We start from the raw sequence: 22,580 nt of genomic DNA on the forward strand, positions 1-22,580 counted from the left end.
CAAACAACAAGACTTGCATTCAATTATTTTGCCGTCAAAATCGCTGCTTCGTGCCGGTATCCAGGCGGATTTGAACCGATCTGCCCGGCGGTTTCGCTGCGGCTTTGCGCCCCCAATGTTCAGGCTTGCGTGCCCGCTTGGCAATCAGCGGCAATCTTCCACCACGCGGCCCACTTCGGCCCAGGCCGGCAGGATCAGCGTGGGCAACCCGTTGACTTCCACCATGAAGCGTCCACGGCTGAAGGCCATGGCATCGAGCAGATTGTCGCGCGCCGGCAGCGTGATCACCAGCGCCGCCGGGCCAGCCGGCGCTGCGCTGAGTGCGCGCTGCTGGCTGGTGGTGGTGATGGCGGCGGGCACGGGCTGCGTGGCGCTGCCCGCGATCGTCAGGGCAACCTGGCCCTGGCGGCATTCCATCGCAAAGACCGGGCCCGCGCCGGCCACGCCGAATTGCGCCTGCCTGGCGGCATAGCGCCAGGTGCCCGGTGTTTGCGGCTGGTCGCGCCAATCGAGCGGCGCGCTGGCCACGGGCGGCGGGGCGGGTTGCGGTGGTGGTGGCGGTGCCTGGCGGACAGGCGCGGGCGGGATCACGGCCTGCGGCGCGCAGGCCGTGGCCAGCGCGGCCAGTACGGCCACGATCAGGGAATTTCGCGGCGGAGAAATGCGCCCTTGCCGGGCGGCGCGGTTGATCTTCATGCCCGGCTTATGGAAGGAAGCGTGCGTGACCACAACCCGAACCCCTTCGCCCGATCCGGCAGCCCGTGCGCAATCGTCGGTCAAGGCCCCGGCCAAGACCAAGCCCGCGCCCAAAACGCGCGTGGACCAGTTGCTGGTGGAGCGTGGCCTGGCCGAAAGCCGCGCCCGCGCGCAGGCGCTGATCCTGGCGGGCCTGGTCTATGTGGGCGAGGCCAAGGTGGCCAAGGCCGGCCAGACCGTGCCTGCCGATGCCGCGCTGGATGTGCGCGGGCGCGATCACCCCTGGGTTTCACGCGGCGGGATCAAGCTCGCCCATGCGATCGACCATTTCGGCATCGATCCGGCGGGCGTTACGGCAATGGACATCGGCAGCTCCACCGGCGGGTTTACCGACGTGCTGCTGCAAAAGGGCGCGGAGCACGTCTTTGCGGTGGATTCGGGCACCAACCAGCTGGCCTGGAAATTGCGCCAGGACCCGCGTGTCACCGTTCTGGAGCAAACCAGCGCACGCATTCTCACGCCTGCCCACATCGATCGCCCGGCCACCTGGGTGGTGTGCGATGCCAGCTTCATCGCCCTTGCCAAAGTGCTGGAAGTGCCGCTGGCGCTGGCAACCCGGCCCACGCGGCTGGTGGCGCTGATCAAGCCGCAATTCGAAGTGGGCCGGGCCGAAGTGGGCAAGGGCGGCGTGGTGCGCGATCCGGCGCTGCACGCGCGGGTCTGCGGCGAAGTGCGCGAATGGCTGGAAAACGCTGGCTGGGACATCCAGGGGATCGTCGAAAGCCCGATCACCGGGCCAGAAGGCAACGTAGAATTCCTTATATCTGCGTTTCGGAATGAGATTCCCTCGCCAATTGCCTAGAGCCACGACACTTGCCATACCGAACCACGGAGCCGGGTTCACCGGAACCAATTGCTTGAGGCAGACGTAAAACCACACCATGCGTTATCTTGCTTCGCCCGCGCAGCTTCGCGCCAGCCTCGTGCGCTGGTCGCTCTTCACCATCCCCCTGGTGCTGGGGCTCGGCTTCCTGTCGGGCCGGTCGGCCGGCAGCGGGCCAAGCAACCCGTGGTTTGCCGCGCTGGTCAAGCCGGCAACGTTCCCGCCGCCTGCCACGTTCGGCATCGTGTGGAGCGTGCTTTACCTGCTGATGGGGCTGGCTCTGGCGATGATCCTGGCCGCACGCGGTGCGCCCGGGCGGCCCGGCGCCGTGGCGGCCTTCGTGGTGCAACTGCTGCTCAATCTGTCGTGGAGCCCGGTATTCTTTGCGCTGCACCGCATGATGATCGCCCAGGGCATCATCCTGGCGATGATCCCGCTGGTGGCGCTCACCATCTTCCTGTTCTGGCGGGTGCGCCCGGCCGCGGCCTGGCTGCTGGTGCCCTATCTGGCCTGGATCTGCTTTGCCGCGTTCCTCAATTTCCAGTTCATCCAGCTCAATCCCGATGCCGATGGCGCGGCCGTGCCGCAGTCGACGGTGCATATCGATTTCGGCCAGGGGTAATTGCCCCGAGATAATTGCAGGTGGCGCTTGCGGTTCGCGGGCGCCCACACCATGTAGGCGGCAAGATTTCCAACCCCAGGATGGGCCGCCATGCAGACCGAAAACCCGATGATCGCCGATTTCGTCAAGGTGCTCAACAGCGCCGCGGGCACGCTGGCCGGCCTTGGCCGTGAAGCGGGCGAAACCGCGCGGGAAAAGGCGCGCGAAGTGTTCGGTGGCTTCGACTTCGTCAGCCGCGAGGAATTCGCCGCCGCCAAGGAAATGGCCGCCACCGCACGCGAAGAAGTCGAAACGCTCAAGGCCCGGATCGCGGCGCTTGAAGCCCGGCTGGCCGGTGACGCACATCCTGCCGGCGAAGGGCAGGGCTGACGGCCCTGTTGCCTGCGTTATGACGCCAGGGTGCGCGCCAGGGTGGCATCGCACTCCAGGCGCCAGGCCAGGCCATCGGGCGCATAGTCCAGCGTCACGTCGGCTTTCAGGCTGCGCGCCGGAATATGCCGGATCAACGTGGTGCCAAAGCCGGAGTTCTGCGGCGGCTCCACGCGTGGGCCCCCGCGCTCGCGCCATTCCATTACAAAGCGATCGCCGCGCTCTTCCCACCAGAGCCAAACCTGGCCAGTGCCCTGGGACAGCGCACCGTACTTGAGCGCGTTGGTCGCCAGCTCGTGCAGCGCCATGCCGACGATTTCAGCCGTTCGTGGCGATAGCAGCAGGTCGGGTCCACAGACCTTGACCAACGCCCGGCTGTCGCGGTCCAGGATCGCCAGTTGCGCATCAACCAGTTCGGCCATGGGAATGTGTTGCCACCCGCGCCGCACCAACAGGTCCTGGTTTGCCGAAAGGCTGGCCAGGCGGTTTTCGAAGCGGGCCAGGAAATCGGGATCGCCGCCACCCGATCGGCGGGCCAGGGCCTGAACCACGGCCAGCATGTTTTTGGACCGATGGTTCACTTCCATCAGCAGCAGCCGGATCTGCTCTTCCTTTTCCAGCATTTCCGTCACGTCGGTGTTCGTGCCGAACCAGTTGACGATGTGGCCGGAATGGTCGCGGATCGGCTTGGCCCGTGACAGGAACCAGCGATAGGCGCCATCGCGCCCACGCAAGGGAAAGGTGTCTTCCCATTCGCGTCCGGCGGCCAGGTCGTCGTGGAATTTGGTCATCACGCGATCGACGTGGTCGGGATGGTGCACCGGCACGTGGTTGACCAGCGAATCCGCTTCGGTCAGCCCCGTGTAATCATACCAGCGCTTGTTGAACCAGATCAGGCTGCCATGTGGATCGGTAACCCAGGCCAGCTGTGATATGTTGTCGGCCAGCATGCGCAGGCGGTGTTCGCGTTCTGCCAGGGCGGCCTCGGCGGCCTGGCGTTCGCTCACATCGCGCACGATCTTGCTGGCGCCCACCACCGTGCCATCGGCATCCAGGATCGGCGAAATGGTCAGCGAGGCGCAAAACCGCGTGCCGTCCTTGCGCTGGCGAATCGTTTCAAAGGTCTTGACCCGTTCACCGCGCGCGATGCGGGCGATGATGCTGTCTTCTTCGGTCTGGCGATCGGCAGGGATGAGCTTGCGGACCGATTGCCCGATCATCTCATCCTCGGTGAAACCGAAGATGCGCGTGGCGGCGGGATTCCAGGAAAGCACGATGCCCACCAGCGACTTGCTGATGATGGCATCGTCCGATGATTGAACGATGGCCGAAAGATGGGCTTCCGCCAGCAATGGTACGCTCCGGTCTATAGCCCCGCCCGGCGCACTTGTAAGCGCTTGGCGGAGCAATTCAATGGCCAGATGCGTGCCTTGGGCTGGCGGTTTCGGCTCAAAGCCCCGCGGCTTTGAGCGCCTGGTCCAGGTCCTCGATCACGTCGTCCGGGTCTTCCAGTCCCACGTTCAGGCGCAGCATGCCTTCGCCCACGCCCATGTCGGCGCGGCCCTCGGGGCCCACGCCATGGTGGGTGGTGGTGGCGGGGTGGCACATCAGCGAACGCGAATCGCCGATGTTGTTCGAAATGTCGATCAGCTTGAGCGCGTCGAGCAGGGCATGCGCCTGGGCCCGCCCACCATCGAGCACGATCGAAAAGATCGTGCCGCCCGTGCTCATCTGTCGCATCGCCAGGTCATGCTGGGGATGGCTCGCCAGGCCCGGGTACAGGATCGTGGGTACGCGCTTTTCCACGAATTCCGCCACTTTCTGGGCATTCACGCTTTGCCGATGAATGCGCAGGTCCAGCGTTTCGAGGCCCTTGAGCACGACCCAGGCGTTGAACGGCGCCAGGTTGGGGCCGGTGTTGCGCTGGAACGGCAGCAGCTTGTTCTCGATGAAATCGTGGCTGGCGCACACTGCGCCGGCCAGCACGCGGCCCTGGCCATCCATCATCTTGGTGGCCGAATAGGCCACCACGTCGGCGCCGAATTCCAGCGGCCGTTGCAGGGCATAGGTGGCAAAGGCGTTGTCCACCACCGTGGTGATGCCGTGCGCCTTGGCCAGGCCGCAGACATATTCCATGTCCACGATGCCCAGCGTCGGGTTGGCTGGTGTCTCGAAAAAGAACACTTTGGTGTTGGGCCGGATCGCGGCTTCCCACGCGGCATTGTCGGTCGCGTCGATCAGGGTGCCTTCCACGCCAAAGCGCGGCAGCAGGCTTTCCACCAGCCAGCGGCACGAACCGAACGCCGCCTTGGCCGCAACGATGTGATCGCCGGCCGAAAGCTGGCAGAGCAGCGCCGTGGTCATCGCCGCCATGCCGCTGGCCTGGGTGCGGCAGCTTTCCGCCCCTTCCATCAGCGCGATGCGCTCTTCCAGCATGGCCACGGTGGGGTTCTGCAGGCGGGAATAGGTCATGCCGTCCTGCTCGCCGGCAAACCGCGCGGCCACGGTGGCGGCGTCGTCATAGGTATAGCCAGAGGTCAGGAACAGCGCTTCGGACGTTTCGCCCATTTCCGAACGCCAGGTGCCACCGCGCACGGCCTTGGTGGCCGGGCGCCAGGATTGGGTGATCGAGCGGTCTTGTCCGGTTGCGCGTTTCATGGCGCGCAGCCTTAGTTAACAGGGGCGGCGCGCGCAAGGCGTCCCATTGCGCCGGTGCCATTGCGTGCCTGGGGGCATCTGGCGTATCGCGCGCCTTGCATGAACCAGCCCATTCCGCTGCCGCCGCGCGCGTCCGAACCCGATCCGATCCGTGGCGTGCTGGCCATCGTGGCGGTCTTTGCCGTGCTGGTGTTCTGGCGCCTGGGCACGCCATCGAAGATCATGTTCGATGAAGTGCATTACCTGCCTGCCGCGCGGCACCTGATCGCGCTGTCCAGCCGGCTCAATCCCGAACACCCCCTGCTGGGCAAGGAATTGATCGCGCTGGGCATGATGCTGTTTGGCGACAATCCGTTCGGCTGGCGGTTCTGCAACGCGCTTTATGGCGTGATCGGGCTTTACGGTGCGATCCGGGCGTTCTGGTGGGCCAGCCTTTCAGGCCGTGGCACCCTGCTGTTCGGCGTGTTCCTGGCGACCAATTTCATCTGGTTCGTGCTGTCGCGCATCGCCATCCTCGACATGGCAATGGCCGCCTCGCTGGCTCTGGCCTTCTGGCAATGGGCGCTGGCGGCGCGCAAAGGTGCGCGCGTGCACCTGGTGCTGGCGGGCCTGTTCATGGGCCTGTCGATGGGCGGCAAGTGGAACGGCGTGCCGCTGATGGTCTTTCCCGGCCTGTGGTATGCCCATGCGCGTTGGCGGGCCAGTGCGGGGCAGGCCAGCGCGGGGCAGGCAAGCGCAGGCCGCCCGCATCGCGCCCTGGCCTGGCTGGTCGGGCGTGCCGGCGGCCCGGTGCCGGGCGTGTGCCTGATCGAGGCTGCACTGTGGCTCGGGATCTGGCCGGTGCTGGTCTATTTCGCCACGTTCACGCCGGCGATGTTCTATGCGGTCAATCCGCTAAGCCCCTGGCACCTGGTGGAATGGCAGCAGACCATGCTGAAATTGCAGGACAGCGTGGTGAAGCCGCACCGCTACATGAGCCACTGGTACCAGTGGATGCTCAACGCGCGGCCGATCTGGTTCTTCTATGAAAAGTGGGACGGCGCCCAGCGCGGCGTGCTGATGATCGGCAATCCCTACACGATGTGGGCGGGGCTGCCCGCGCTGCTGTGGTGCGCGGCCGACGGCGCGATGGCGCTGGCCCGCCGCAGCCTTGCGCTGCCGGGCAAGTGGTGGCCCACCGGGCGCGATCGCCTGTCGGCGCTGAGCGGCATGGCGGCGCTGTTCTACGTTGGGTCGCTGTTCTTCTGGGCGATCAATGGCAAGCCGGTCCAGTTCTATTACCACTACCAGCTTGCCGCCGTGTTCCTCGACGCGGCGCTGGCGCTGGTGCTGGCGCAGCTCTGGCGGCGGGGTCTGCGTTGGCCGGCCTGGACCAGCCTGGCCCTGGCCTTGCTCGGTTTCGTCTATTTCTTCCCGATCCTGGCGGCCTCGCCCTTGCCAAGCGTCAAGTCCTTCCGCCTCTTCACCTGGATGCCGGTGTGGAAGTGACGGGCATTTCGGCCGGGCAGGGATACTAGAAACCAGTTGTCTCAATCCGTTCGGGCTGAGCCTGTCGAAGCCATTTTCGACGCCATGCGCCGCGCCACGATGACCGCCCCCGCCACGATCGCGCCGGCGCTGGCGCAGGCCATGTCCTTTTGCGAATCCCACAGGTCGCCCTGCTGCCCGTTGTAGGCATCGGCATCCGTGGTGGCCATGATCACGGTCAGCAGCCATTCGAAGATCTCGTAAAGGCAGCTTCCCGCCATCACGAATTCCACGGCGACATAAAGCGACAGGCGCGGCCCCACGCCGCCCTGCCGCATCAGTGCCTGGCGGATCGGGTGGACCATCAGCAGGCCGAACGCAAAGTGCACCAGCCGGTCATAGGAATTGCGCGGCAGGCCGAGCAGCCGGTTGGGGCTGGGCAGGGCCAGGTCTTGCGCCCAGCGTTCATAGGGCACGTAGGAATAGATGTATTTCCCGCCCAGCGCATGCAGGGCGAGGAACGCGCAAAGGCATGCCACGGCCGAAGTGGATTGCGGGCGGCGCCAGGCCCATATGGCAACGCCGCCCAGAATGGCCAGCGTGGGGCCATTCTGCAGCGGCGCATAATAAGGATAAGGTGATGTCAGCAGGCAATAGACCGTCCAGATGCCGGTTGCCGCCACGATTGCCAACTGCAAGCGGGCCAGCGCACCGGCACCGGAACCATCAGCCATACTTGCCCCATACGAACTTGCTCGACAGCGCGAAATTCCACACCGAGGCGAGCACGATGCCTACCAGCGCGGCCGAGATCGGATGGAAGCCGACGCGCACCAGCGCAGTGGAGACGCCGATGTTGGCGAGCATGCCGAACGCGCAAGTGGCGGCGAATTTCAGCCAGCCGCGCGTGAGCGGCATGAACCCGCGCAGCCGCTTGTCGGCATAGGTCAGTTCGTTGTTGAGCACGAAGTTGAAGGTCATCGCGGTCAAGGCAGCCAGGGTCTGGCCGACGATGAACGCGGCTTCCTTGGGATAGTGGCTGAGCGCGAATTCCGCGCCGAACAAGTGCAGCACCACATAGAGCACGGCCAGGTGCACCAGTGCGCCCAGCGCGCCGACCGTGCCGAACAGGGCAAAGCGGGTGGGGATGATGCGGCCAAGCCACTTGTCGTAAAGGCCGATGAGGAATTCAAACACGACGGTACGGTCCAGTTTCGATTCGCCTTCGGCCCGGGCGGCGAAGTGCAGGGGAAATTCCTTTACCCGCAGCGGCGCGTCAACCGTGGCGAGAATATCGAGCAGGATCTTGAAGCCCACGCCCGACAGACGGTGCGCATCGGCGCGCAGCACCGTGGCGGGCAGCATGAAGAACCCGCTCATCGGGTCGGTCAGCTGCACGCCCGTGACCTTGCGGGCGATGGCGTTGGCGAGGCCCGAGGCTTTCACCCGATCGGGCCGGCCCCAGGCTTCGGTGCTGGCCCCTTCGGCAAAGCGCGAGGCATAGGCCACGTCGCACTCGCCGCTGGTGATGGCGGCCAGCATCTGTGGCAGCAGCGCGGGATCGTGCTGGTGATCGCTGTCCATCACCGCCACGATCGGCGCGGCGGTGGCGCACATGCCCTCGATCGCGGCAGAGGCCAGGCCCCGCCGTCCGATCCGCTCGATCACGCGGATGCGCGGATCGGTGCGGCCGATGGCACGCGCCACATCGGCGGTGCCATCGGGGCTGTTATCGTCGACGAAGACCGCTTCCCAGGCGATGCCGGTGAGCGCCTTGTCGAGCCGTTCGACCATCGAGGCAATGTTCTTGCTCTCGTTGAAGGTCGGGAGAATGACTGCCAGTTGCAACATGGGGCGCAGCGCTTACAGCTTTGCGATCACGGCGTCACCAATTTCCGCAGTTCCGGCGGTGCCGCCCAGGTCGCGGCCTAGCACGCCATCGGCCAGAGTGGCGGCAACGGCTGCTTCCACGCGGTCGGCCGCATCGGCCAGGCCCAGCGAATGGCGCAGCAGCATGGCGGCCGAAAGGATCGTGGCCATCGGATTGGCCAGGCCCTGGCCGGCAATGTCGGGCGCGGAACCATGGATCGGCTCATAGAGGCCGAAGGTGCCGTGCGCGGTCTGGCGTTCACCCAGCGAGGCCGAGGCGAGCAGTCCGATCGAACCAACGCACATGCTGGCCTGGTCGGACAGGATGTCGCCAAACAGGTTGCCGGTCACCACCACGTCGAACTTGCCCGGTGCGCGCACCAGCTGCATCGCGGCGTTGTCGACATACATATGTTCGAGCGCGACGTCGGGATATTCCTTGGCCACTTCCACGATCACGTCGCGCCACAGCTGCGAGGTTTCGAGCACGTTGGCCTTGTCCACCGAGCATAGGCGCTTGCCCCGGCCCAGCGCGGCGCGGAACGCGACATGGGCAATGCGGCGCACTTCGCTTTCGCTGTATGACATGATGTCATAGCCTTCGCGCTCGCCGCTGGCGGTCTGGCGGAAGCCCTTTTCGCCGAAATAGACGTCGCCGTTCAATTCGCGCACGATCAGCAGGTCGATCGCCCCGGCCACTTCGGGGCGCAGCGCGGAATGGCTTTCCAGGCCGGCAAAGACCTTGGCCGGGCGCAAGTTGGCAAACAGCGTCAGTTCCTTGCGCAGGCCCAGGATCGCCTGTTCCGGCCGCAGGTGGCGTTCCAGCGCGTCGCAATCGGGATCGCCCACCGCGCCGAACAGGATGGCATCGGACGCGCGGGCCAGCGCCAGTGTCTCGGGCGGCAGGGGGTGGCCGCTGGCCTTGTAGGCGCTGCCGCCGACCAGCGCTTGTTCCATCGCGATGCCAAGGTCGAGTGCCTCGATCACGCGGACCGCTTCACGCGTCACTTCGGGGCCGATGCCGTCGCCGGGCAAAACCGCAATTTTCATGTTCTGGCCTTCTCAATCCGATCCGATGCGCTTCAGCCGTTCCAGCAGAATCGCGCGGGCCGCCATAACATCGCGCCGCCGTTCGGCAAGCAGTTGGCTTGCAATCGCCGGCCCCTGGGCATCCAGCCGGGCCAGCAGGGCGGGCCAAGTCTCGTTGGCGACGGGCAGGGGCGCCAGGCCGTGCCCGCCTTCGCGCAGCAGCAAGGCTTCATAGCCGGCCAGCGCGCGCGCCCAACCGCGTGCCGATGGCGCCAGGCAAATGGCATCGAGCAAGGCGACAAGCGCGGCATGGATCGCCGGCAGGGGCAAGCCCTCGGGCAGGGCGGCGGCGGTCAGCGCGCAGGCCCAGGCCAGGCCGGCGCTGGCCAGTGGCTCGCCCAGCCAGGGGCCGCGGCTGGCGATCAGTTCCACCCGCGCGGTGGGCAGGCGCGTATCGCCGCGCCGCGCCAGGTCTGCGGCCACCAGGTTTCCGGGGATCAGCACGGGGCGCAAGGTCCGCCCGCGCGCACCCGCCACATAGACCGCGACGAGTCCCGTCTCCTCGCCCAGCAGGCGTACCACCGCGCCGGTTTCCCCATGGGGCAGCACGGCGCAGACGATGAACGGGGGCGGTGGCAGGTCAGTCATCACATTCCTGCCTGTGCCGTGCCCGCCCTGCTGCAGCAAGGGCGTTGGCGCAGATGGTCCATTTCGGGCATTGGAACGAACGCCCAAGTGCGTTAGTCTGTGGCGGATGAAGCAGCTTTTCCAGCATGCCGCGATCACGCATGGCATCACCGTCCGGGTGGCGGTGAACTTTTTGCCTGAGCAATCGCGCGTGGCGGCCGGCAAGTGGTTCTGGGTCTATCACATCCGCATCGAAAACGATTCGAACGAGCCGGCCCAGCTCGTGACCCGGCATTGGCGCATCACCGACGGGCGTGGCCATGTCAGCTTTGTCGATGGCGAAGGCGTGGTGGGCGAACAGCCCCGGCTGGAACCGGGCCAGGCGCACGACTATGTCTCGGGCTGTCCGCTGGGCACGCCCACGGGCAGCATGGAGGGGCATTACACCATGCGCCGCGACGATGGCTCCTTGTTGGAAGTGGCCATCCCCTTCTTTCCGCTGGCCGCCCCGGCCACGGCCAATTGACCGCCAAGAAGAAGGCAATCACCTCATGAAGCGGACCCATCTCCCGCTCAACGGGCTGCGCGTGCTCGATGCCGCCGCCCGCCACCTGTCCTTCACCCGCGCTGCCGACGAACTGGCCGTGACGCCCGCCGCCGTTGGCCAGCAGATCCGCGCGCTGGAAGACCTTTTGGGCGTGGTGCTGTTCCGCCGCACGTCCAAGGGCCTGGAACTGACCGACGAAGCCGCCGCCGGCCTCGATGCCATCCGCGAAGGCTTCCTGCGCTTTGAAGAAGGCGTGCAGGCGATGCAGGCCGGCCAATCCAGCCACGTCTATACCATTGCCTGCCCGCGCGATTTCTTTGCCGCCTGGTTCAGCCAGCGCCTCGCCGCGTTCCGCGCCGAAAACCCCGCGCTGCGCTTTTCGCTGGTGGGCGGCGATGGCGACATCGACTTTACCGAGGCCAACCTCGATCTCGCCGTGCGCTGGGCCGAAGGGCCGGGCGAACTGGAAGGCATCCCGCTGGGCGCGCCGCAGACCGTGATCGTGGCCGCGCCCGGCTTTGCCGAAGGAAACCCGGAGAACAGTGTTGGCGCCAACAGCGACGGCGCGTGGATCGGCTGGCCGGGTGACCCGGTGCCGGCGGGCGAAGGGCGCGAAGTGGCCTTTTCGGTGGGCGATGCGGGCACCGCGATCAGTGCTGCCGCCGCTGGCCTGGGCAAAGCGCGCGTGCCTTTGCTGCTGGCCGAATATGCGCTTTCCACCGGCCGCGTGGTTGCGCTGGGCGAAGTGGAAATCGGCCGGCGTGGCTATTGGCTGGTAGCCCCCCTGCCGCAGTGGCGGCAGAAGAAAGTCAAGGCCTTGGTGGCGGCGCTGGCCGAGGGCTGACGGCGCCGGGCGCACTGGTTTCCGCGCGCGAGGGCAATCGCTTGGGTGGGCGCGCATACCACCTGTTAACTGCCTTGGCCCTATGGCCGCCAGATGGAAGTCCTTAGCGGAAACCCTCAGGCAGACTACGATGTGGAGGCAAGCCCAGCGCCAGTGCCGGGCAAGCCAACGCGCCGTCGCGGCCGAGGGCGGACGGCACGGGCATTGGTCGGTTCGGTCCTGGGCGCTTCGCATTGGCGCAGCCATCGTGGCGAAACCATGGTGGCGTCCTACGCCCACAATCTGTCGCGGCGCCTGCCGCTGCTGTCGCTGCTGGTGATCCTGGGCGTGGGCCTGGTGATCATGCGCTTCATCGGCACGGTCCACTGGCCGGTCTTGTTGCCGGGCGTGGCGATGATGGCCTTCGCCGCCGAGCGCGGCTGGCACTGGCTGCCTTCCCAGGTGGCGCAACGCCCCCTGGCGCGGCGGCGCAAGGATATCGTCACTTTGCCGATGAGCGTGGGGCTTTCGGCGCTGTTCGCCGTGTCGTGGGCGCTCTCGCTCTATTGCGTGGGCAACGATGCGCAGCGGGCGCTGGTGCGCGTGCTGCTCTCGGTGGTGTCGGTGGCGGGCGTGCTGGGCCTGGCCCATGCGCCCGCCGCGGCCCTGCGCCTGGCGCTGACCTGCACGGTGCCGGCTGCCATTGTCTACCTCGCCGTCGATGGGGCGGGGGTTTGGCCGGTGGTCGTGGTCCTGACGATGGCCAATCTCACCGTGCTGATGATGACGTTCGGCTTTCACGCCGATTTCGTGCGGCTGGAGCTGTCGCGTCAGCAACTTGCCCGGCGCGAACGGCTGGCCGCGCGGCTGGCGCAGACGAACTTTGAGCAGGCCTCGCGCGATCCCCTGACCGGCGGTCTCAACCGCCGCGCGATCCTGGCGCGGCTGGCCCAGGAAGTGACCCGGTACGATGCGCCGCAACCCTGGCTGGCGCTGCTCGATCTCGATGGGTTCAAGCATATCAACGACACCTATGGCCACGCTGCGGGCGATGACGTGCTGCGCGCGGTTTCGCGCCGCATCGATGCGATCGGCGGGGTGGTGGCGCATGGCCGGCTGGGCGGCGATGAATTCGCGATCCTGTTCGATGGCGCGCTCGACGGGCCGGGCGTGGCAGCGGCTGCCCATGCCCTGTCACAGGCGGTGCGCGCGCCCGTGGTGCACAATGGCGTTACCTTGCGCCTGCATGCGTCCACCGGAATTCACCGGATGCGGGGGGCCAATGCCGGGGCGGCGAATGTGGGCGGGCACGCCGTGGGGGCCTGCCTCGAACGAGCCGATGCCGCGCTCTACAAGGCCAAGAAGCGGGGCGAAGGCGCGATCGTTCTGTTCGGCCCGGAAGACGAAGTGGCCCTGCAGCATCGCAGCGCGATGACCCGCCAGTTCAACGGTTGCCGCCTGGATGACCGGCTGCGCCTGCTTTACCAGCCGTTCTACGATGTCGACAGCGGCGCCGTGCTGGGGTTCGAGGCGTTTGCCCGCTGGTCGCCCGATGGGCAGACCTGGTTGGCGCCCGGCGAATTCATGCACCTGGCCACGGCCACCGGCCGCACCGGCGAACTGACCCGCGCGGTGATCGCGCGCACTTTGGCCGAATGCGATGCCTGGCGGCGCGGGTTGACCGTGGCGATCAACCTCAGTCCGCGCGATGTCACCCGCGAGGGCGCGGTCGAATCGCTCGATCGCCTGGTGCGCGATGCCGGCGCGGACCCTGCCCGTTTCCTGCTGGAAATGAACGAAGCGGCGCTGCTGGCCGATCCGCGCCGCGCCCGCACCCAGTTGGAAGCATTCCGCGCCGCCGGCTTCCGCCTGGCGCTCGACGATTTCGGTGCCGGCTGGTCAAGCCTGTCGCAGTTGCGCGATCTGCCGCTGGACATGGTCAAGATCGATCGCGGGCTGGCGGCCGCGCTGTCGAGCGATCCTGGCGCGCGGGCGATCGTGGGCACGATCGTGTCGTTCGCCTGGCAACTGGGCATCGAATGCATGATCGAAGGCGTGGAGGACGAAGCCCAGCTGGCCACCGCCCGCGCGCTGGGCATCCGCCTGATGCAAGGCTATCACCTGGGCCGGCCCGAGCGGGCCGACGTGGCCCTGGCTGCCATGGACCGCGCCGTGGCCTGATGCGGCAAGGTTGCGCTGGGTGCGAGGCTTTACGCCTGCGTCAGTGCACGTCCACCAGCACCCGCTCTCCGCCCGGCGGGATCAGGCGGCGAAACAGGCGGCCGCGTTCCGAGAACAGCACGAGGCCCAGCGACAGCAGGCCGCAGGTGACGAAGGCGATCGAGAGCGGACGCGCCGTGCCGTCGTAAACCTGGCCGATGGCGATGCCGATCAGCGAGCCGATCAGGGTGCGCATGAACATCTGCATCGAACTGGCAGCGCCCGCCGTGCGGGCAAAGGGCTGCAGCGCGATCGAGCTGAAATTGGCGCCGATGAATCCCATGGCGCAGATGTTGGCCGCCATCACCGGCATGAAGCGCAGCAGCGTCTGATGCGGGCTGAACGCGAAGTGGACTTGCAGCAGGCTGAGGCCGATGCATGCCAGCAGCGCGGTTTGCGACACGCGCCGCGCGCCAAAGCGTTCGACGATGCGCGCGTTGAAGAAGTTGGAGAACGACAGCGACAGCGCCGTGGCCCCGAAGATCAGCGGGAAATAGCGCCCGGCGCCAAAGTGTTCGGCCACCAGCTGTTGCGAGCAGTTGATATAGCCGAACATCGCCCCGAACACGAGCGAGGCGCCCAGCACATAGCCCGCCGATGAGCGCTCCATCGCCGAATTGGCCATGTTGCGCGCGATGGTCAGCGGCATGATCGCTTGGCGGTTGGCGGGATCGAGCGTTTCGGGCAGTCGCTGGAACACCCACACCCCCATGATCGCGCCCAGCACCGCCAGCACGCCGAAAATCCAGCGCCATCCGGCAAACAGCAGCACGAATTGCCCGACGCTGGGCGCCAGCATCGGCACCACCATGAACACCGTGGACACGGTGGACAGCGTGCGCGCCATCTGGTCCCCGGCAAAGCGATCGCGCACGATCGCTGCCGGCAGCACCGCCACCCCGGCGCTGGCCACCGCGTGGAGCGCGCGGAGAATCAACAAGCTATTGAAATCGGGCGCCATCGCGCAGCCCAGCGCCAGCACCACATAGAGCACGATGGTCACCAGCAACACCGGCCGCCGCCCGTGGCGATCGGCCAGGGCACCGGGGATCAGCGCGCCCAATCCCGCCGAAACCAGGAACACGCCCACCACCAGTTGGCGGCGATTGGGATCGCTCACGCCCAGATCGGCGGCAATCTGGCCAAGGCCGGGCAACATGGCATCGATGGCCAGCGCCTGAAGCGCCATGAGCAAGGCCATCATGGCAATGAATTCGCGCCCGCCCAGCGCCTGGATCTGGCGCCGGCCGGCTGGATAGTTGGGTTGCATAACGATCCTATGGCAGGCGGGGGACGCCAATCCAAGGTTTTGTTGCAGCCTTTGCCAGGCCTTTGTGGCATGATCGCGTCGCGTCATGCCCGTGCCCGAACCTCCGATTTTCGATCCTGCCGCTGCCGATGGCGCCGATACGGCGCCGGGCCTGCGCAAGATCATCCATGTCGACATGGACGCATTCTATGCCAGCGTCGAACAGCGCGATGCCCCCGAATTGCGCGGCAAGCCGGTGGCGGTGGGCGGCAATGCCGCGCGCGGCGTGGTGGCGGCGGCCAGCTATGAGGCACGCGCCTTTGGCGTGCGTTCGGCCATGCCGTCGGCGCGCGCGGTGCAACTATGCCCGGACCTGATCTTTCGCCGCCCGCGCTTCGACGTCTATCGCGCGGTGTCTCAACAGATCCGCGCGATCTTCCTGGATTATACGCCCGATGTGGAGCCCCTCTCGCTCGACGAGGCCTATCTTGATGTGACGCGCGATGCGCGCGGGATCGGTTCGGCCACGCGCATCGCCGAATTGATTCGCCAGCGCATCCGCGCCGAAACCGGGCTGACCGCCAGTGCGGGGGTGTCCTACAACAAGTTCCTGGCAAAGCTGGCGAGCGACCAGAACAAGCCCGACGGCCTGTGCGTGATCCGCCCGGGCGAAGGCGCTGCGTTCGTTTCGGCGCTGCCGGTGGCGCGGTTCCACGGGGTGGGGCCGCGCGGGGCGGAAAAGATGGCGGCGTTGGGCATTGCCACCGGCGCTGACTTGCGCCGCCTCGACCTGGCCAGTCTGCGCCAGCATTTCGGGGCCCAGGCCGATTATCTCTATCGCGCCGCGCGCGGCATCGATCTGCGCGCGGTAACGGCCGATCGCCCGCGCAAGTCGGTGGGGGCAGAGCGCACGTTCGACCGCGATCTGTCATCGGGCACCGTTTTGCGCGAAACGCTGGAAACCATCATCGACCTGGCGTGGGAGCGCGTGGCGCGGGCCGACGTGACCGGGCGCACCGTCACGCTAAAGCTGAAATTCAAGGATTTTTCGGCAATGAGCCGGGCGCGTTCCATTTCCACCCCGGTGTCGAGCCGCGACACCCTGGCCGAGGTGGCGCGTGGCCTGCTCGACCAGGTGCTGCCGCTGCCGCAGCCGGTGCGGCTGATGGGCGTGATCCTCTCGGCGCTGGATGAGCCTGGCGAGGCGCCCGCCGTTGCGCCGGGGCAGGCCGAGTTACCGTTCTGAGGCTTGCGCCGTCTTATGCTGCCAAAGCGCGATCATCTCGCGCGTGGCCGGGCTGGTGGTGGGCGGCAGGGCATCGAGGGCAAAGAACGCCGCCTCTTCCAACTCGCGCCCGTCTGCGCGCGGGGTGCCGTGGGCCAAGCCGGACACCAAGGCGATCTGGTTGAGCCAGCCGCCGCGATCGCGCAAGTGATCGGCAAAATGCACGGCTTGCACCAGGGTGCAGCCGGTTTCCTCCGCCAGTTCGCGCGCGGCCGTGGCCACCGGGCTTTCCCCGCGCGCCAATCCGCCGCCCGGCAGCATCCACAGCGTGCTGTGGTGATAGCTGTGCCGCACCAGCAGGACATGCCCCGCCGCGTTGCGCGCCACCACCATGCAGCCCAGCACCGGCACTTGCCGCCAGCGCCACCAGGCCACGCGCAACCGATGCGCCACGCGCAGGGCGGCACGGTGAAGCGGTTTGGGAAGCGCGATCATCGGCCCGATCCTAGGCGCTAGCGGAACCGAAATCGAGGCTTTCCCGCACTCTGGGCGCGGCAGACTGGATTACCCTGCGCCAGGCGAGGGGCAAGGCAATCATGGGCAAGCGGGCGCAAGGGATGCACGGATCGGGAGGGCGTATACAAGGGCTGGTTGCGTCGCGCGCCAGGCGGCCGCGCTCCATGCCGACCTCGCCCATCGCCGCGCGCCTGGCCGAAGTGGCGCTGCTGGGCAGTGCCGGGGCGCTGCTGGCGATGTTGTGCTGGGTCGTCCTGGCGCCGCTCGATTCTGCGGTGGCCGACGATGTGGGCGGGCTGGTGGTGCTCGATGCCCCGGTGCGGGCCGGCCTGTTTGCCCAATTCGATCCATTTGCGCGTGAAAGTGGCGGCGGCTCTGGCGATGCCGGGCCGCTGCGCTTGCTCGGCACGCGCTCCACGCCCGACGGGCAAGGCGGCAGCGCGATCCTGGCCGGTGCGGATGGCGTGCAGCATGTCGTGGCACAGGGGGAAGAGGCCTTGCCCGGCGTGCGCCTGGCGCAAGTGGCGTTCGATCACGTGGTGCTGTTGCGCGTGGGCGGGCGGGTGACGCTATCGCTCGCCCCGCAGGACGGCACCGCGCCAGCGGCGGCACCATCCGCGCCGCAAGAGCTTGCGCCGCAAGACTTGGGCGGCCGGTTTGCCCTGGTCACGGCTGACGGAAAACCCGCGCTTTCGCTCACCGGCGGGGCCGGGCAAAGCTGGGGCCTGCTGCCCGATGATCGCATCGTCGCGATCGGCGGCGCGCCGGTACGTGGGCAGGAGGATGCCGCCCGGCTGGATACCGCGATCGCCAATGGCCGCGCCCTGGCCGTCACCGTGCGGCGCGGCGGGCGCGACCTGGCGCTATCGCTGGGGTCGCAAGGGGGCGGGCAGTGAGGCGTGCGATCGGGTGGCGCGCGTGGCTGGCCTGCCTGGCGCTGCCGATGCTTGGCTTGGCCGCGCCACAGGCCGCGCAGGCGCAATATCGCCTCAACGTGCGCGAGGCCGATATGCGCGCGTTCATTGCCGATGCCGCCGAAGTGACCGGGCGTACGTTCATTGTCGATGCCCGCGTGGCCGGCAAGGTGAGCGTGGCGAGCGAGCGAACCTTGAGCGCCAGCGAATATTTCGAGGTATTCCTGGCCACCTTGCGCGCCAATGGCCTGGTCGCGGTGCCCACCGGCAACGGCGCGTTCCGCATCCAGCCGACGGAGGGCGCGGCCAGCCAGCCGACCGGCATCCCGCGCGGTGGGGCACGCAACCAGATGGTCACCGAAGTGATCCGCCTGCGCGCCGCCGACGCCGCCCAGGCGCTCGACACGCTGCGCCCGCTGGTCAGCAAGGATGGCTCGCTCACGGCCAACAAGGCCGGCAATTCGCTGGTGGTGGTCGATTACGCCGACAACGTCGCCCGCGTCCGCGCGCTGGTGCGCCAGATCGACCAGGACCGGGCCACGGTCTTGACGATCGACCTTGCCCATGCCGGTGCGCGCGAAGTGGCCACCGCGCTGGCTCAACTGGTCGCGGCGGGTGAAGGCGGGCGCACCCCGGCCAGCGTGGTGGCGGTGGACAGCGCCAATGCCGTGGTGTTGCGCGGCGATCCGCCCACGCTGGCCCGCCTGGCCGAGGTGGCGCGGCGGCTGGACGCGCGCGCCGGGGAAGGTGGGGCGATCCGCGTGCTGTGGCTCGACCATGCCGATGCCGCGTTGCTGGTGCCGGTGCTGGAGCGCCTGGTCGGTGGCAGCGGCGGGGAAGCCAGCGCCGGGTCGGCCGCGCCGGTTTCGCTGGGTGGCATGGGCGGCGCAACTGGTGCATCGGGCGCCAATCCCGCCGCTGGCCCGCCGCTTTCTGCCGGGCAGGGCAACGGCGCCCCGGCCAATCCATCAGGTGGCACCATGGGCAGCCTGGGCAGCGGGCCGATCCGGCTGGACGGCGGGCGCGGCACCGCCACGATCACGCGCTATCCCGGCGCCAATGCCGTGATCATTGCCGCCCCGGCGGATGAACAGCGCCGTCTCTCTGATCTCGTCCACGCGCTCGATCTGCCGCAGCAGCAGGTGCTGGTGGAAGCCATCATCGTCGAGGTGTCGGACGACGTGGCGCAAAAGCTGGGCGTACAGATGCTGATCGGGGGCAAGGACGCGCCCTTTGCCGTCACCAGCTTTTCCAACGGCGCGGCCAATATCCTCGATCTGGCTGGCGGGCTCTATGCCGATCGGCTGGACCAGACGACCACGGTGATCAACGGCGCGACGGTCACCACCTCCACCACCAGCGCGACAGCCGATCTCTTGCGCCAGAACGCCGCGCAGGCGGCGTTGGGCGCGCGTGGGGGGATTGCCGGGTGGGCCACGACCCTGGGCGGTTCGGGCTTCTTCGGCACGCTGATCGATGCCGTGCGGGCGGACAGCAATTCCAACGTGCTGTCCACCCCGCATATTGTCACCAACAACAATGTCCCGGCGTCGATCCTGTTCGGCAAGGAAATCCCGGTGGCGACCGGAGAAGCGCTGTCCAATTCGCTGTCGGGCGCCTTTCGCACCATCGCCCGCCAGAACGTGGGGATCGAACTGGACGTGACGCCGCAGATCAACGCCGGCAACGCCGTCCGGCTCGATCTGCGCCAGCAGGTAAGTTCGGTGGCTGGGCCGGTTTCGGCCAGCAACGGCGAACTGGTGGTCAACAAGCGCGAGATCCGCACCACCGTGACCGTGGGCGATGGCGAGATCATCGCGCTGGGCGGGCTGCTGGACGATGCCGAGCGGCGCACGCTGGAAAAGGTGCCGCTGCTGGGCGACGTGCCGCTGCTGGGCGAACTGTTCAAATCGCGCAGCAAAAGCCACGTGAAGACCAACCTCATGGTCTTCATCCGCCCCACGATCCTGCGCGGCGGGGCCGATCGCGCGGTGTTGACCGCGCGCCGGATGGAGGCGGTGCGCGGCGCGCAGTCGGCATTCGCACCGGGCCGCGAACCTTCGATCGATGAACTGGTGGTGGATTACCTGGGCGCGGCACGCCCCCGCACGCCAGCGCCCGGTGACATGGTGATCACGCCGCCGCCGCGCGCCGGCGCCGTGGGGGAGACACGGCCATGATGTTCGGCGGCGATGCCGCGCCGGCCTGGCGCCCGGACTATGCCGTGGCGCGCGATCGCGGCTTCCTGGTGGAAGGGCAGGGGCCGGGCGGCCTGGCCGTGGTGCTGCGCGAGGATGCCAATGCCCTGGCCCTCCTGGAACTGCGCCGGGTGGCGGGGCCGATCGCGCGTTGGCGGCGCGTGGCTCCGCCCGCGTTCGAGGCGCTGCTGGCCCAGGCCTATGCCGATGGTGCGGCCGCGGCTGCCGATGCCCTGGCGCGCGGGGATCCGCAGCCCGCGCTGGACCTGCCCAGCGCCGAAGACCTGCTGGGCAGCACCGACGACGCGCCGGTGATTCGCCTGATCAACGGCTTGCTGGCCGAAGGGCTGCGCCAGGGCGCATCGGACATTCACCTTGAGCCCTATGAGCAGGCCTTGGTCGTGCGCCTGCGCCGCGACGGGCAGCTGGCCGAGATGCTGCGCCTGCCCGCCCATGTCGCGCCGATGCTGGCCAGCCGGATCAAGGTGATGGCTCGGCTCGACATTGCCGAGCGGCGCCTGCCGCAGGATGGGCGCATGGCGCTCGATCTGGCCGGGCGGCTGGTGGACGTGCGCGTGTCCACCCTGCCTTCGCGCGCCGGGGAGCGCGTGGTGCTGCGCCTGCTGGACAAGGCGCGCGCCGGAATCGATCTGGTCGCGCTGGGCCTTGATCCCGCCGCAGACGCGGTGCTGCGCCGTGCGCTGGCCCAGCCCAACGGTATCGTGCTGGTCACCGGCCCGACCGGATCGGGCAAGACCACCACGCTTTATGCCGCGCTGGGCCTGCTGGGCGATGGCACGCGCAATATCCTGACCGTGGAAGATCCGGTGGAATATGCCGTGGACGGCGTGGGGCAAACGCAGGTGAACCCGCGCCTGGGACTGACCTTTGCCGCCGGGCTGCGCGCGATCCTGCGGCAGGACCCCGACGTGGTGATGGTGGGCGAGATCCGCGACGCGGAAACCGCGCAGATCGCGGTGCAGGCGGCACTGACCGGGCACCTCGTGCTGGCGACGGTCCACACCAACGACGCCGCCGGCGCGGTGACCCGGCTGCGCGACATGGGGGTGGAGCCGTTCCTGCTGGCCGCCACGCTGCGCGCGGTGCTGGCGCAGCGGCTGGTGCGGCGGCTGTGCCCGCAATGCCGGACGGGCGAGCCGGTACCACCGCGTCTGGCTGCGGCGCTGGCGCTGGAATCCGGCGCCATGGCCATGGTCGCGCCTGGTTGCGATGCTTGCGGCCAGACCGGGCATGCCGGCCGCATCGGCGTGTTCGAGGCACTGTGGGCCGACGATGGCCTGCGCCGCCTGATCCATGACGATGCCGATGAAGATGCGCTGGCGGCCCATGCCTTTGCAGCGGCGCCGCGCCTTGCCGATGCCGCTCGTGCGCTGGTGGTGGCAGGCACGGTGAGCGCGGCGGAGGCGGCCCGCATCCTGCGCCAGGACCAGGGCGGATGACGCCGGCCTTTCTCTATCGCGCGGTCGATCGCCAGGGGCGCGAGCGGCAGGGCCGCATCGCCGCGCCCGATGCGGCCAGCGCGCAGGCACGCTTGGTGGCGCGGCACTGGCAGGTCATGCGGATCCAGCCCGCACCGGCAGTGGCACGGGCACCCGGGCGGCTCGGCCTGCGCAGCCGCGCACTGTTGACCAGGCAACTGGCCGCGCTGGTGGCGGTGAGTCCGGTGGAAGAAGCGCTGCGCATCATGCTGAGACAGGCCGGCAGCACCCGCGAAGGCGCGGTGATCCGCGCTGTGCACGCCGGGGTGTGCGAAGGGCTTTCGCTGGCAGAGGCGCTTGCCCGCGCACCGCACGCCTTTCCTCCGGTCTATCGCGCGATGGTGGGGGCGGGGGAAAGCGCCGGGCGCCTGCCCCAGATCGCCGCGCGCCTGGCCGACCTGATCGAACGGCAGGCGCAGGTGCGCGCGCGCCTGGCCGGGGCGCTGGCCTATCCCGCGGCGCTGGCGGTGGTGGCGATTGCCGTGGTGACCGGGCTGATGGTGGCAGTGGTGCCGCGCGTGGTGGAACAGTTTGACGCCGCCAGCCGGCAATTGCCGTGGCTGACGCGCATGGTGATCGGCCTTTCGGGCTTTCTCGCCGCGTGGGGCTGGGCCGTGCTGGCCACATTGGCGCTGGCGGCGGTGGGTTTTGTTCGCGGCCTGGCATGGCCGCCGTTTCGCGCGGCGGTGGATGGCGCGCTTTTGCGCCTGCCACTGCTGGGGCCGCTGTGGCGCGATGCCCAGGCGGCGGCCCTGGCACGAACCCTGGCCACCATGATCGCAGCGCGCCTTCCATTGCTCGACGGCCTGCGCCTGGCCGCGCAGACCGCGCAAAATACCCTGCACGCGCGTGCTCTGGGCCAAGTGGCGCAAGGCGTGCGCGAGGGCGGCAGCCTGGCCGCCGGCTTGGCGCAGGCCGAGTTGGGCCGCGCCGGGCTGTTTCCCCCGCTGTTGGTGGCGATGGCCGCCAGTGGAGAGGCATCGGGCCAGTTGGGCGCCTTGCTCGAAAGCGCGGCCAACGCGCTCGATCGCTCGTTCGAAGCGGCCGCTGCCACCGCGCTCGCCCTGCTGGAGCCGGCGATCATCGTGGTGATGGGCGGCATCGTGGCGCTGATCATCCTCGCGATCCTGCTGCCAATCCTGCAATTGCAAACGCTTACCGGAACCTGA

21 protein-coding genes are annotated in these 22,580 nt (G+C 68.1%); 12 read left to right on the forward strand and 9 right to left on the reverse strand.

Translation table 11 applies throughout. The features are described from left to right. Positions 1-144 precede the first annotated feature (144 nt). Positions 145-696, reverse strand: coding sequence for a hypothetical protein (locus FHT19_RS02140; RefSeq protein WP_169473710.1), 552 nt, complete (start codon positions 694-696; stop codon positions 145-147). Positions 697-721: 25 nt separating this feature from the next. Between FHT19_RS02140 and FHT19_RS02145 the strand changes: the two genes are divergently transcribed. The 3 genes from FHT19_RS02145 to FHT19_RS02155 all read left to right on the forward strand — a co-directional run bounded on the left by FHT19_RS02145 (position 722) and on the right by FHT19_RS02155 (position 2,570). Beyond that, positions 722-1,558 (forward strand): TlyA family RNA methyltransferase, encoded by an 837-nt coding sequence (locus FHT19_RS02145; protein ID WP_169473712.1) that lies wholly within the window; start codon positions 722-724, stop codon positions 1,556-1,558. A gap of 79 nt (positions 1,559-1,637) precedes the next feature. Continuing rightward, positions 1,638-2,201: a TspO/MBR family protein gene (locus FHT19_RS02150; protein WP_168554163.1), complete on the forward strand. Its 564-nt coding sequence runs from the start codon at positions 1,638-1,640 to the stop codon at positions 2,199-2,201. Positions 2,202-2,291: 90 nt separating this feature from the next. Then, positions 2,292-2,570 (forward strand): accessory factor UbiK family protein, encoded by a 279-nt coding sequence (locus FHT19_RS02155; protein ID WP_168554164.1) that lies wholly within the window; start codon positions 2,292-2,294, stop codon positions 2,568-2,570. A 17-nt stretch (positions 2,571-2,587) separates the two neighbouring features. Here FHT19_RS02155 and FHT19_RS02160 read toward each other — a convergent pair whose 3' ends face one another. Then, positions 2,588-3,922 carry a PAS domain S-box protein gene (locus tag FHT19_RS02160; RefSeq protein ID WP_169473714.1) on the reverse strand — a complete coding sequence of 445 codons (1,335 nt, stop codon included), beginning with the start codon at positions 3,920-3,922 and terminating at the stop codon, positions 2,588-2,590. A 97-nt stretch (positions 3,923-4,019) separates the two neighbouring features. Continuing rightward, complete coding sequence (locus tag FHT19_RS02165; RefSeq protein ID WP_168554166.1) at positions 4,020-5,228, reverse strand: aminotransferase class I/II-fold pyridoxal phosphate-dependent enzyme; 1,209 nt, start codon at positions 5,226-5,228, stop codon at positions 4,020-4,022. 99 nt (positions 5,229-5,327) lie between these two features. Here FHT19_RS02165 and FHT19_RS02170 point away from each other — a divergent pair, with 99 nt between their 5' ends. Then, positions 5,328-6,716 (forward strand): glycosyltransferase family 39 protein, encoded by a 1,389-nt coding sequence (locus tag FHT19_RS02170; protein ID WP_169473716.1) that lies wholly within the window; start codon positions 5,328-5,330, stop codon positions 6,714-6,716. Between the two features lie 41 nt (positions 6,717-6,757). On the opposite strand, the gene FHT19_RS02175 is transcribed toward FHT19_RS02170, so the two are convergent. From FHT19_RS02175 to FHT19_RS02190, 4 genes are read right to left on the reverse strand one after another with little or no spacing between them, the layout of a single operon-like run. Then, entirely contained in the window at positions 6,758-7,429 is a 672-nt protein-coding gene (locus FHT19_RS02175; RefSeq protein WP_169473718.1) for a DUF2238 domain-containing protein, read from the reverse strand. Continuing rightward, positions 7,422-8,546: a glycosyltransferase family 2 protein gene (locus FHT19_RS02180; RefSeq protein WP_168554169.1), complete on the reverse strand. Its 1,125-nt coding sequence runs from the start codon at positions 8,544-8,546 to the stop codon at positions 7,422-7,424. The genes FHT19_RS02175 and FHT19_RS02180 overlap by 8 nt, the downstream gene beginning before the upstream one ends. Before the next feature lie 12 nt (positions 8,547-8,558). Then, the gene (gene leuB / locus FHT19_RS02185) at positions 8,559-9,614 is read right to left on the reverse strand and encodes a 3-isopropylmalate dehydrogenase (RefSeq protein WP_169473720.1); all 1,056 of its coding nucleotides are present in this window, start codon (positions 9,612-9,614) and stop codon (positions 8,559-8,561) included. A 12-nt stretch (positions 9,615-9,626) separates the two neighbouring features. Next, on the reverse strand, positions 9,627-10,241 hold the full coding sequence (locus tag FHT19_RS02190) for a recombination protein O N-terminal domain-containing protein (protein ID WP_169473722.1): 615 nt from the start codon (positions 10,239-10,241) through the stop codon (positions 9,627-9,629). A gap of 106 nt (positions 10,242-10,347) precedes the next feature. Here FHT19_RS02190 and apaG point away from each other — a divergent pair, with 106 nt between their 5' ends. The 3 genes from apaG (at position 10,348) to FHT19_RS02205 (ending at position 13,771) form a co-directional block, all read left to right on the forward strand. Next, positions 10,348-10,746 carry a Co2+/Mg2+ efflux protein ApaG gene (gene apaG, locus FHT19_RS02195; protein WP_168554172.1) on the forward strand — a complete coding sequence of 133 codons (399 nt, stop codon included), beginning with the start codon at positions 10,348-10,350 and terminating at the stop codon, positions 10,744-10,746. A 25-nt stretch (positions 10,747-10,771) separates the two neighbouring features. After that, positions 10,772-11,611: a LysR family transcriptional regulator gene (locus tag FHT19_RS02200; RefSeq protein WP_169473724.1), complete on the forward strand. Its 840-nt coding sequence runs from the start codon at positions 10,772-10,774 to the stop codon at positions 11,609-11,611. 204 nt (positions 11,612-11,815) lie between these two features. Beyond that, positions 11,816-13,771, forward strand: coding sequence for an EAL domain-containing protein (locus FHT19_RS02205; protein ID WP_246865853.1), 1,956 nt, complete (start codon positions 11,816-11,818; stop codon positions 13,769-13,771). A 40-nt stretch (positions 13,772-13,811) separates the two neighbouring features. On the opposite strand, the gene FHT19_RS02210 is transcribed toward FHT19_RS02205, so the two are convergent. Continuing rightward, positions 13,812-15,080: a multidrug effflux MFS transporter gene (locus FHT19_RS02210; RefSeq protein ID WP_169473726.1), complete on the reverse strand. Its 1,269-nt coding sequence runs from the start codon at positions 15,078-15,080 to the stop codon at positions 13,812-13,814. A gap of 85 nt (positions 15,081-15,165) precedes the next feature. Here FHT19_RS02210 and dinB point away from each other — a divergent pair, with 85 nt between their 5' ends. Continuing rightward, the gene (dinB, locus tag FHT19_RS02215) at positions 15,166-16,305 is read left to right on the forward strand and encodes a DNA polymerase IV (protein WP_169473728.1); all 1,140 of its coding nucleotides are present in this window, start codon (positions 15,166-15,168) and stop codon (positions 16,303-16,305) included. On the opposite strand, the gene FHT19_RS02220 is transcribed toward dinB, so the two are convergent. Further along, a complete protein-coding gene (locus tag FHT19_RS02220) occupies positions 16,294-16,779 on the reverse strand; it encodes an NUDIX domain-containing protein (RefSeq protein ID WP_169473730.1) in 486 nt (161 codons plus the stop codon). The genes dinB and FHT19_RS02220 overlap by 12 nt on opposite strands. Positions 16,780-16,964: 185 nt before the next feature. On the opposite strand from FHT19_RS02220, the gene FHT19_RS02225 reads away from it, so the two are divergent. Genes FHT19_RS02225 through FHT19_RS02240 form a run of 4 tightly spaced genes read left to right on the forward strand, consistent with a single transcriptional unit; the run spans position 16,965 to position 22,580 of the window. After that, positions 16,965-17,696, forward strand: a complete 732-nt coding sequence (locus tag FHT19_RS02225; protein WP_169473732.1) for a type II secretion system protein N — start codon at positions 16,965-16,967, stop codon at positions 17,694-17,696. Further along, complete coding sequence (gene gspD, locus FHT19_RS02230) at positions 17,693-19,894, forward strand: type II secretion system secretin GspD (RefSeq protein ID WP_248290235.1); 2,202 nt, start codon at positions 17,693-17,695, stop codon at positions 19,892-19,894. Before FHT19_RS02225 ends, gspD begins: the two co-directional genes overlap by 4 nt. Continuing rightward, complete coding sequence (locus tag FHT19_RS02235) at positions 19,891-21,372, forward strand: ATPase, T2SS/T4P/T4SS family (RefSeq protein WP_169473734.1); 1,482 nt, start codon at positions 19,891-19,893, stop codon at positions 21,370-21,372. Before gspD ends, FHT19_RS02235 begins: the two co-directional genes overlap by 4 nt. Then, entirely contained in the window at positions 21,369-22,580 is a 1,212-nt protein-coding gene (locus FHT19_RS02240; RefSeq protein ID WP_169473736.1) for a type II secretion system F family protein, read from the forward strand. Before FHT19_RS02235 ends, FHT19_RS02240 begins: the two co-directional genes overlap by 4 nt.

The sequence above is a fragment of the Novosphingobium sp. SG919 genome, assembly GCF_012932495.1.
In the GTDB taxonomy this organism is placed as follows: Bacteria; Pseudomonadota; Alphaproteobacteria; order Sphingomonadales; family Sphingomonadaceae; genus Novosphingobium; species Novosphingobium rhizosphaerae.

What these genes read in the sequence shown, in the direction of transcription:
- FHT19_RS02175 (WP_169473718.1), bottom strand. Translation starts at nt 7,429, where the DNA reads ATGGCTGATGGTTCCGGTGCCGGTGCGCTGGCCCGCTTGCAGTTGGCA.
- FHT19_RS02150 (WP_168554163.1), top strand. Translation starts at nt 1,638, where the DNA reads ATGCGTTATCTTGCTTCGCCCGCGCAGCTTCGCGCCAGCCTCGTGCGC.
- leuB (WP_169473720.1), bottom strand. Translation starts at nt 9,614, where the DNA reads ATGAAAATTGCGGTTTTGCCCGGCGACGGCATCGGCCCCGAAGTGACG.
- FHT19_RS02140 (WP_169473710.1), bottom strand. Translation starts at nt 696, where the DNA reads ATGAAGATCAACCGCGCCGCCCGGCAAGGGCGCATTTCTCCGCCGCGA.
- apaG (WP_168554172.1), top strand. Translation starts at nt 10,348, where the DNA reads ATGAAGCAGCTTTTCCAGCATGCCGCGATCACGCATGGCATCACCGTC.
- FHT19_RS02190 (WP_169473722.1), bottom strand. Translation starts at nt 10,241, where the DNA reads ATGACTGACCTGCCACCGCCCCCGTTCATCGTCTGCGCCGTGCTGCCC.
- dinB (WP_169473728.1), top strand. Translation starts at nt 15,166, where the DNA reads ATGCCCGTGCCCGAACCTCCGATTTTCGATCCTGCCGCTGCCGATGGC.
- FHT19_RS02165 (WP_168554166.1), bottom strand. Translation starts at nt 5,228, where the DNA reads ATGAAACGCGCAACCGGACAAGACCGCTCGATCACCCAATCCTGGCGC.
- FHT19_RS02200 (WP_169473724.1), top strand. Translation starts at nt 10,772, where the DNA reads ATGAAGCGGACCCATCTCCCGCTCAACGGGCTGCGCGTGCTCGATGCC.
- FHT19_RS02225 (WP_169473732.1), top strand. Translation starts at nt 16,965, where the DNA reads ATGCCGACCTCGCCCATCGCCGCGCGCCTGGCCGAAGTGGCGCTGCTG.
- FHT19_RS02210 (WP_169473726.1), bottom strand. Translation starts at nt 15,080, where the DNA reads ATGCAACCCAACTATCCAGCCGGCCGGCGCCAGATCCAGGCGCTGGGC.
- FHT19_RS02180 (WP_168554169.1), bottom strand. Translation starts at nt 8,546, where the DNA reads ATGTTGCAACTGGCAGTCATTCTCCCGACCTTCAACGAGAGCAAGAAC.
- FHT19_RS02220 (WP_169473730.1), bottom strand. Translation starts at nt 16,779, where the DNA reads ATGATCGCGCTTCCCAAACCGCTTCACCGTGCCGCCCTGCGCGTGGCG.
- FHT19_RS02170 (WP_169473716.1), top strand. Translation starts at nt 5,328, where the DNA reads ATGAACCAGCCCATTCCGCTGCCGCCGCGCGCGTCCGAACCCGATCCG.
- FHT19_RS02155 (WP_168554164.1), top strand. Translation starts at nt 2,292, where the DNA reads ATGCAGACCGAAAACCCGATGATCGCCGATTTCGTCAAGGTGCTCAAC.
- FHT19_RS02235 (WP_169473734.1), top strand. Translation starts at nt 19,891, where the DNA reads ATGATGTTCGGCGGCGATGCCGCGCCGGCCTGGCGCCCGGACTATGCC.
- FHT19_RS02240 (WP_169473736.1), top strand. Translation starts at nt 21,369, where the DNA reads ATGACGCCGGCCTTTCTCTATCGCGCGGTCGATCGCCAGGGGCGCGAG.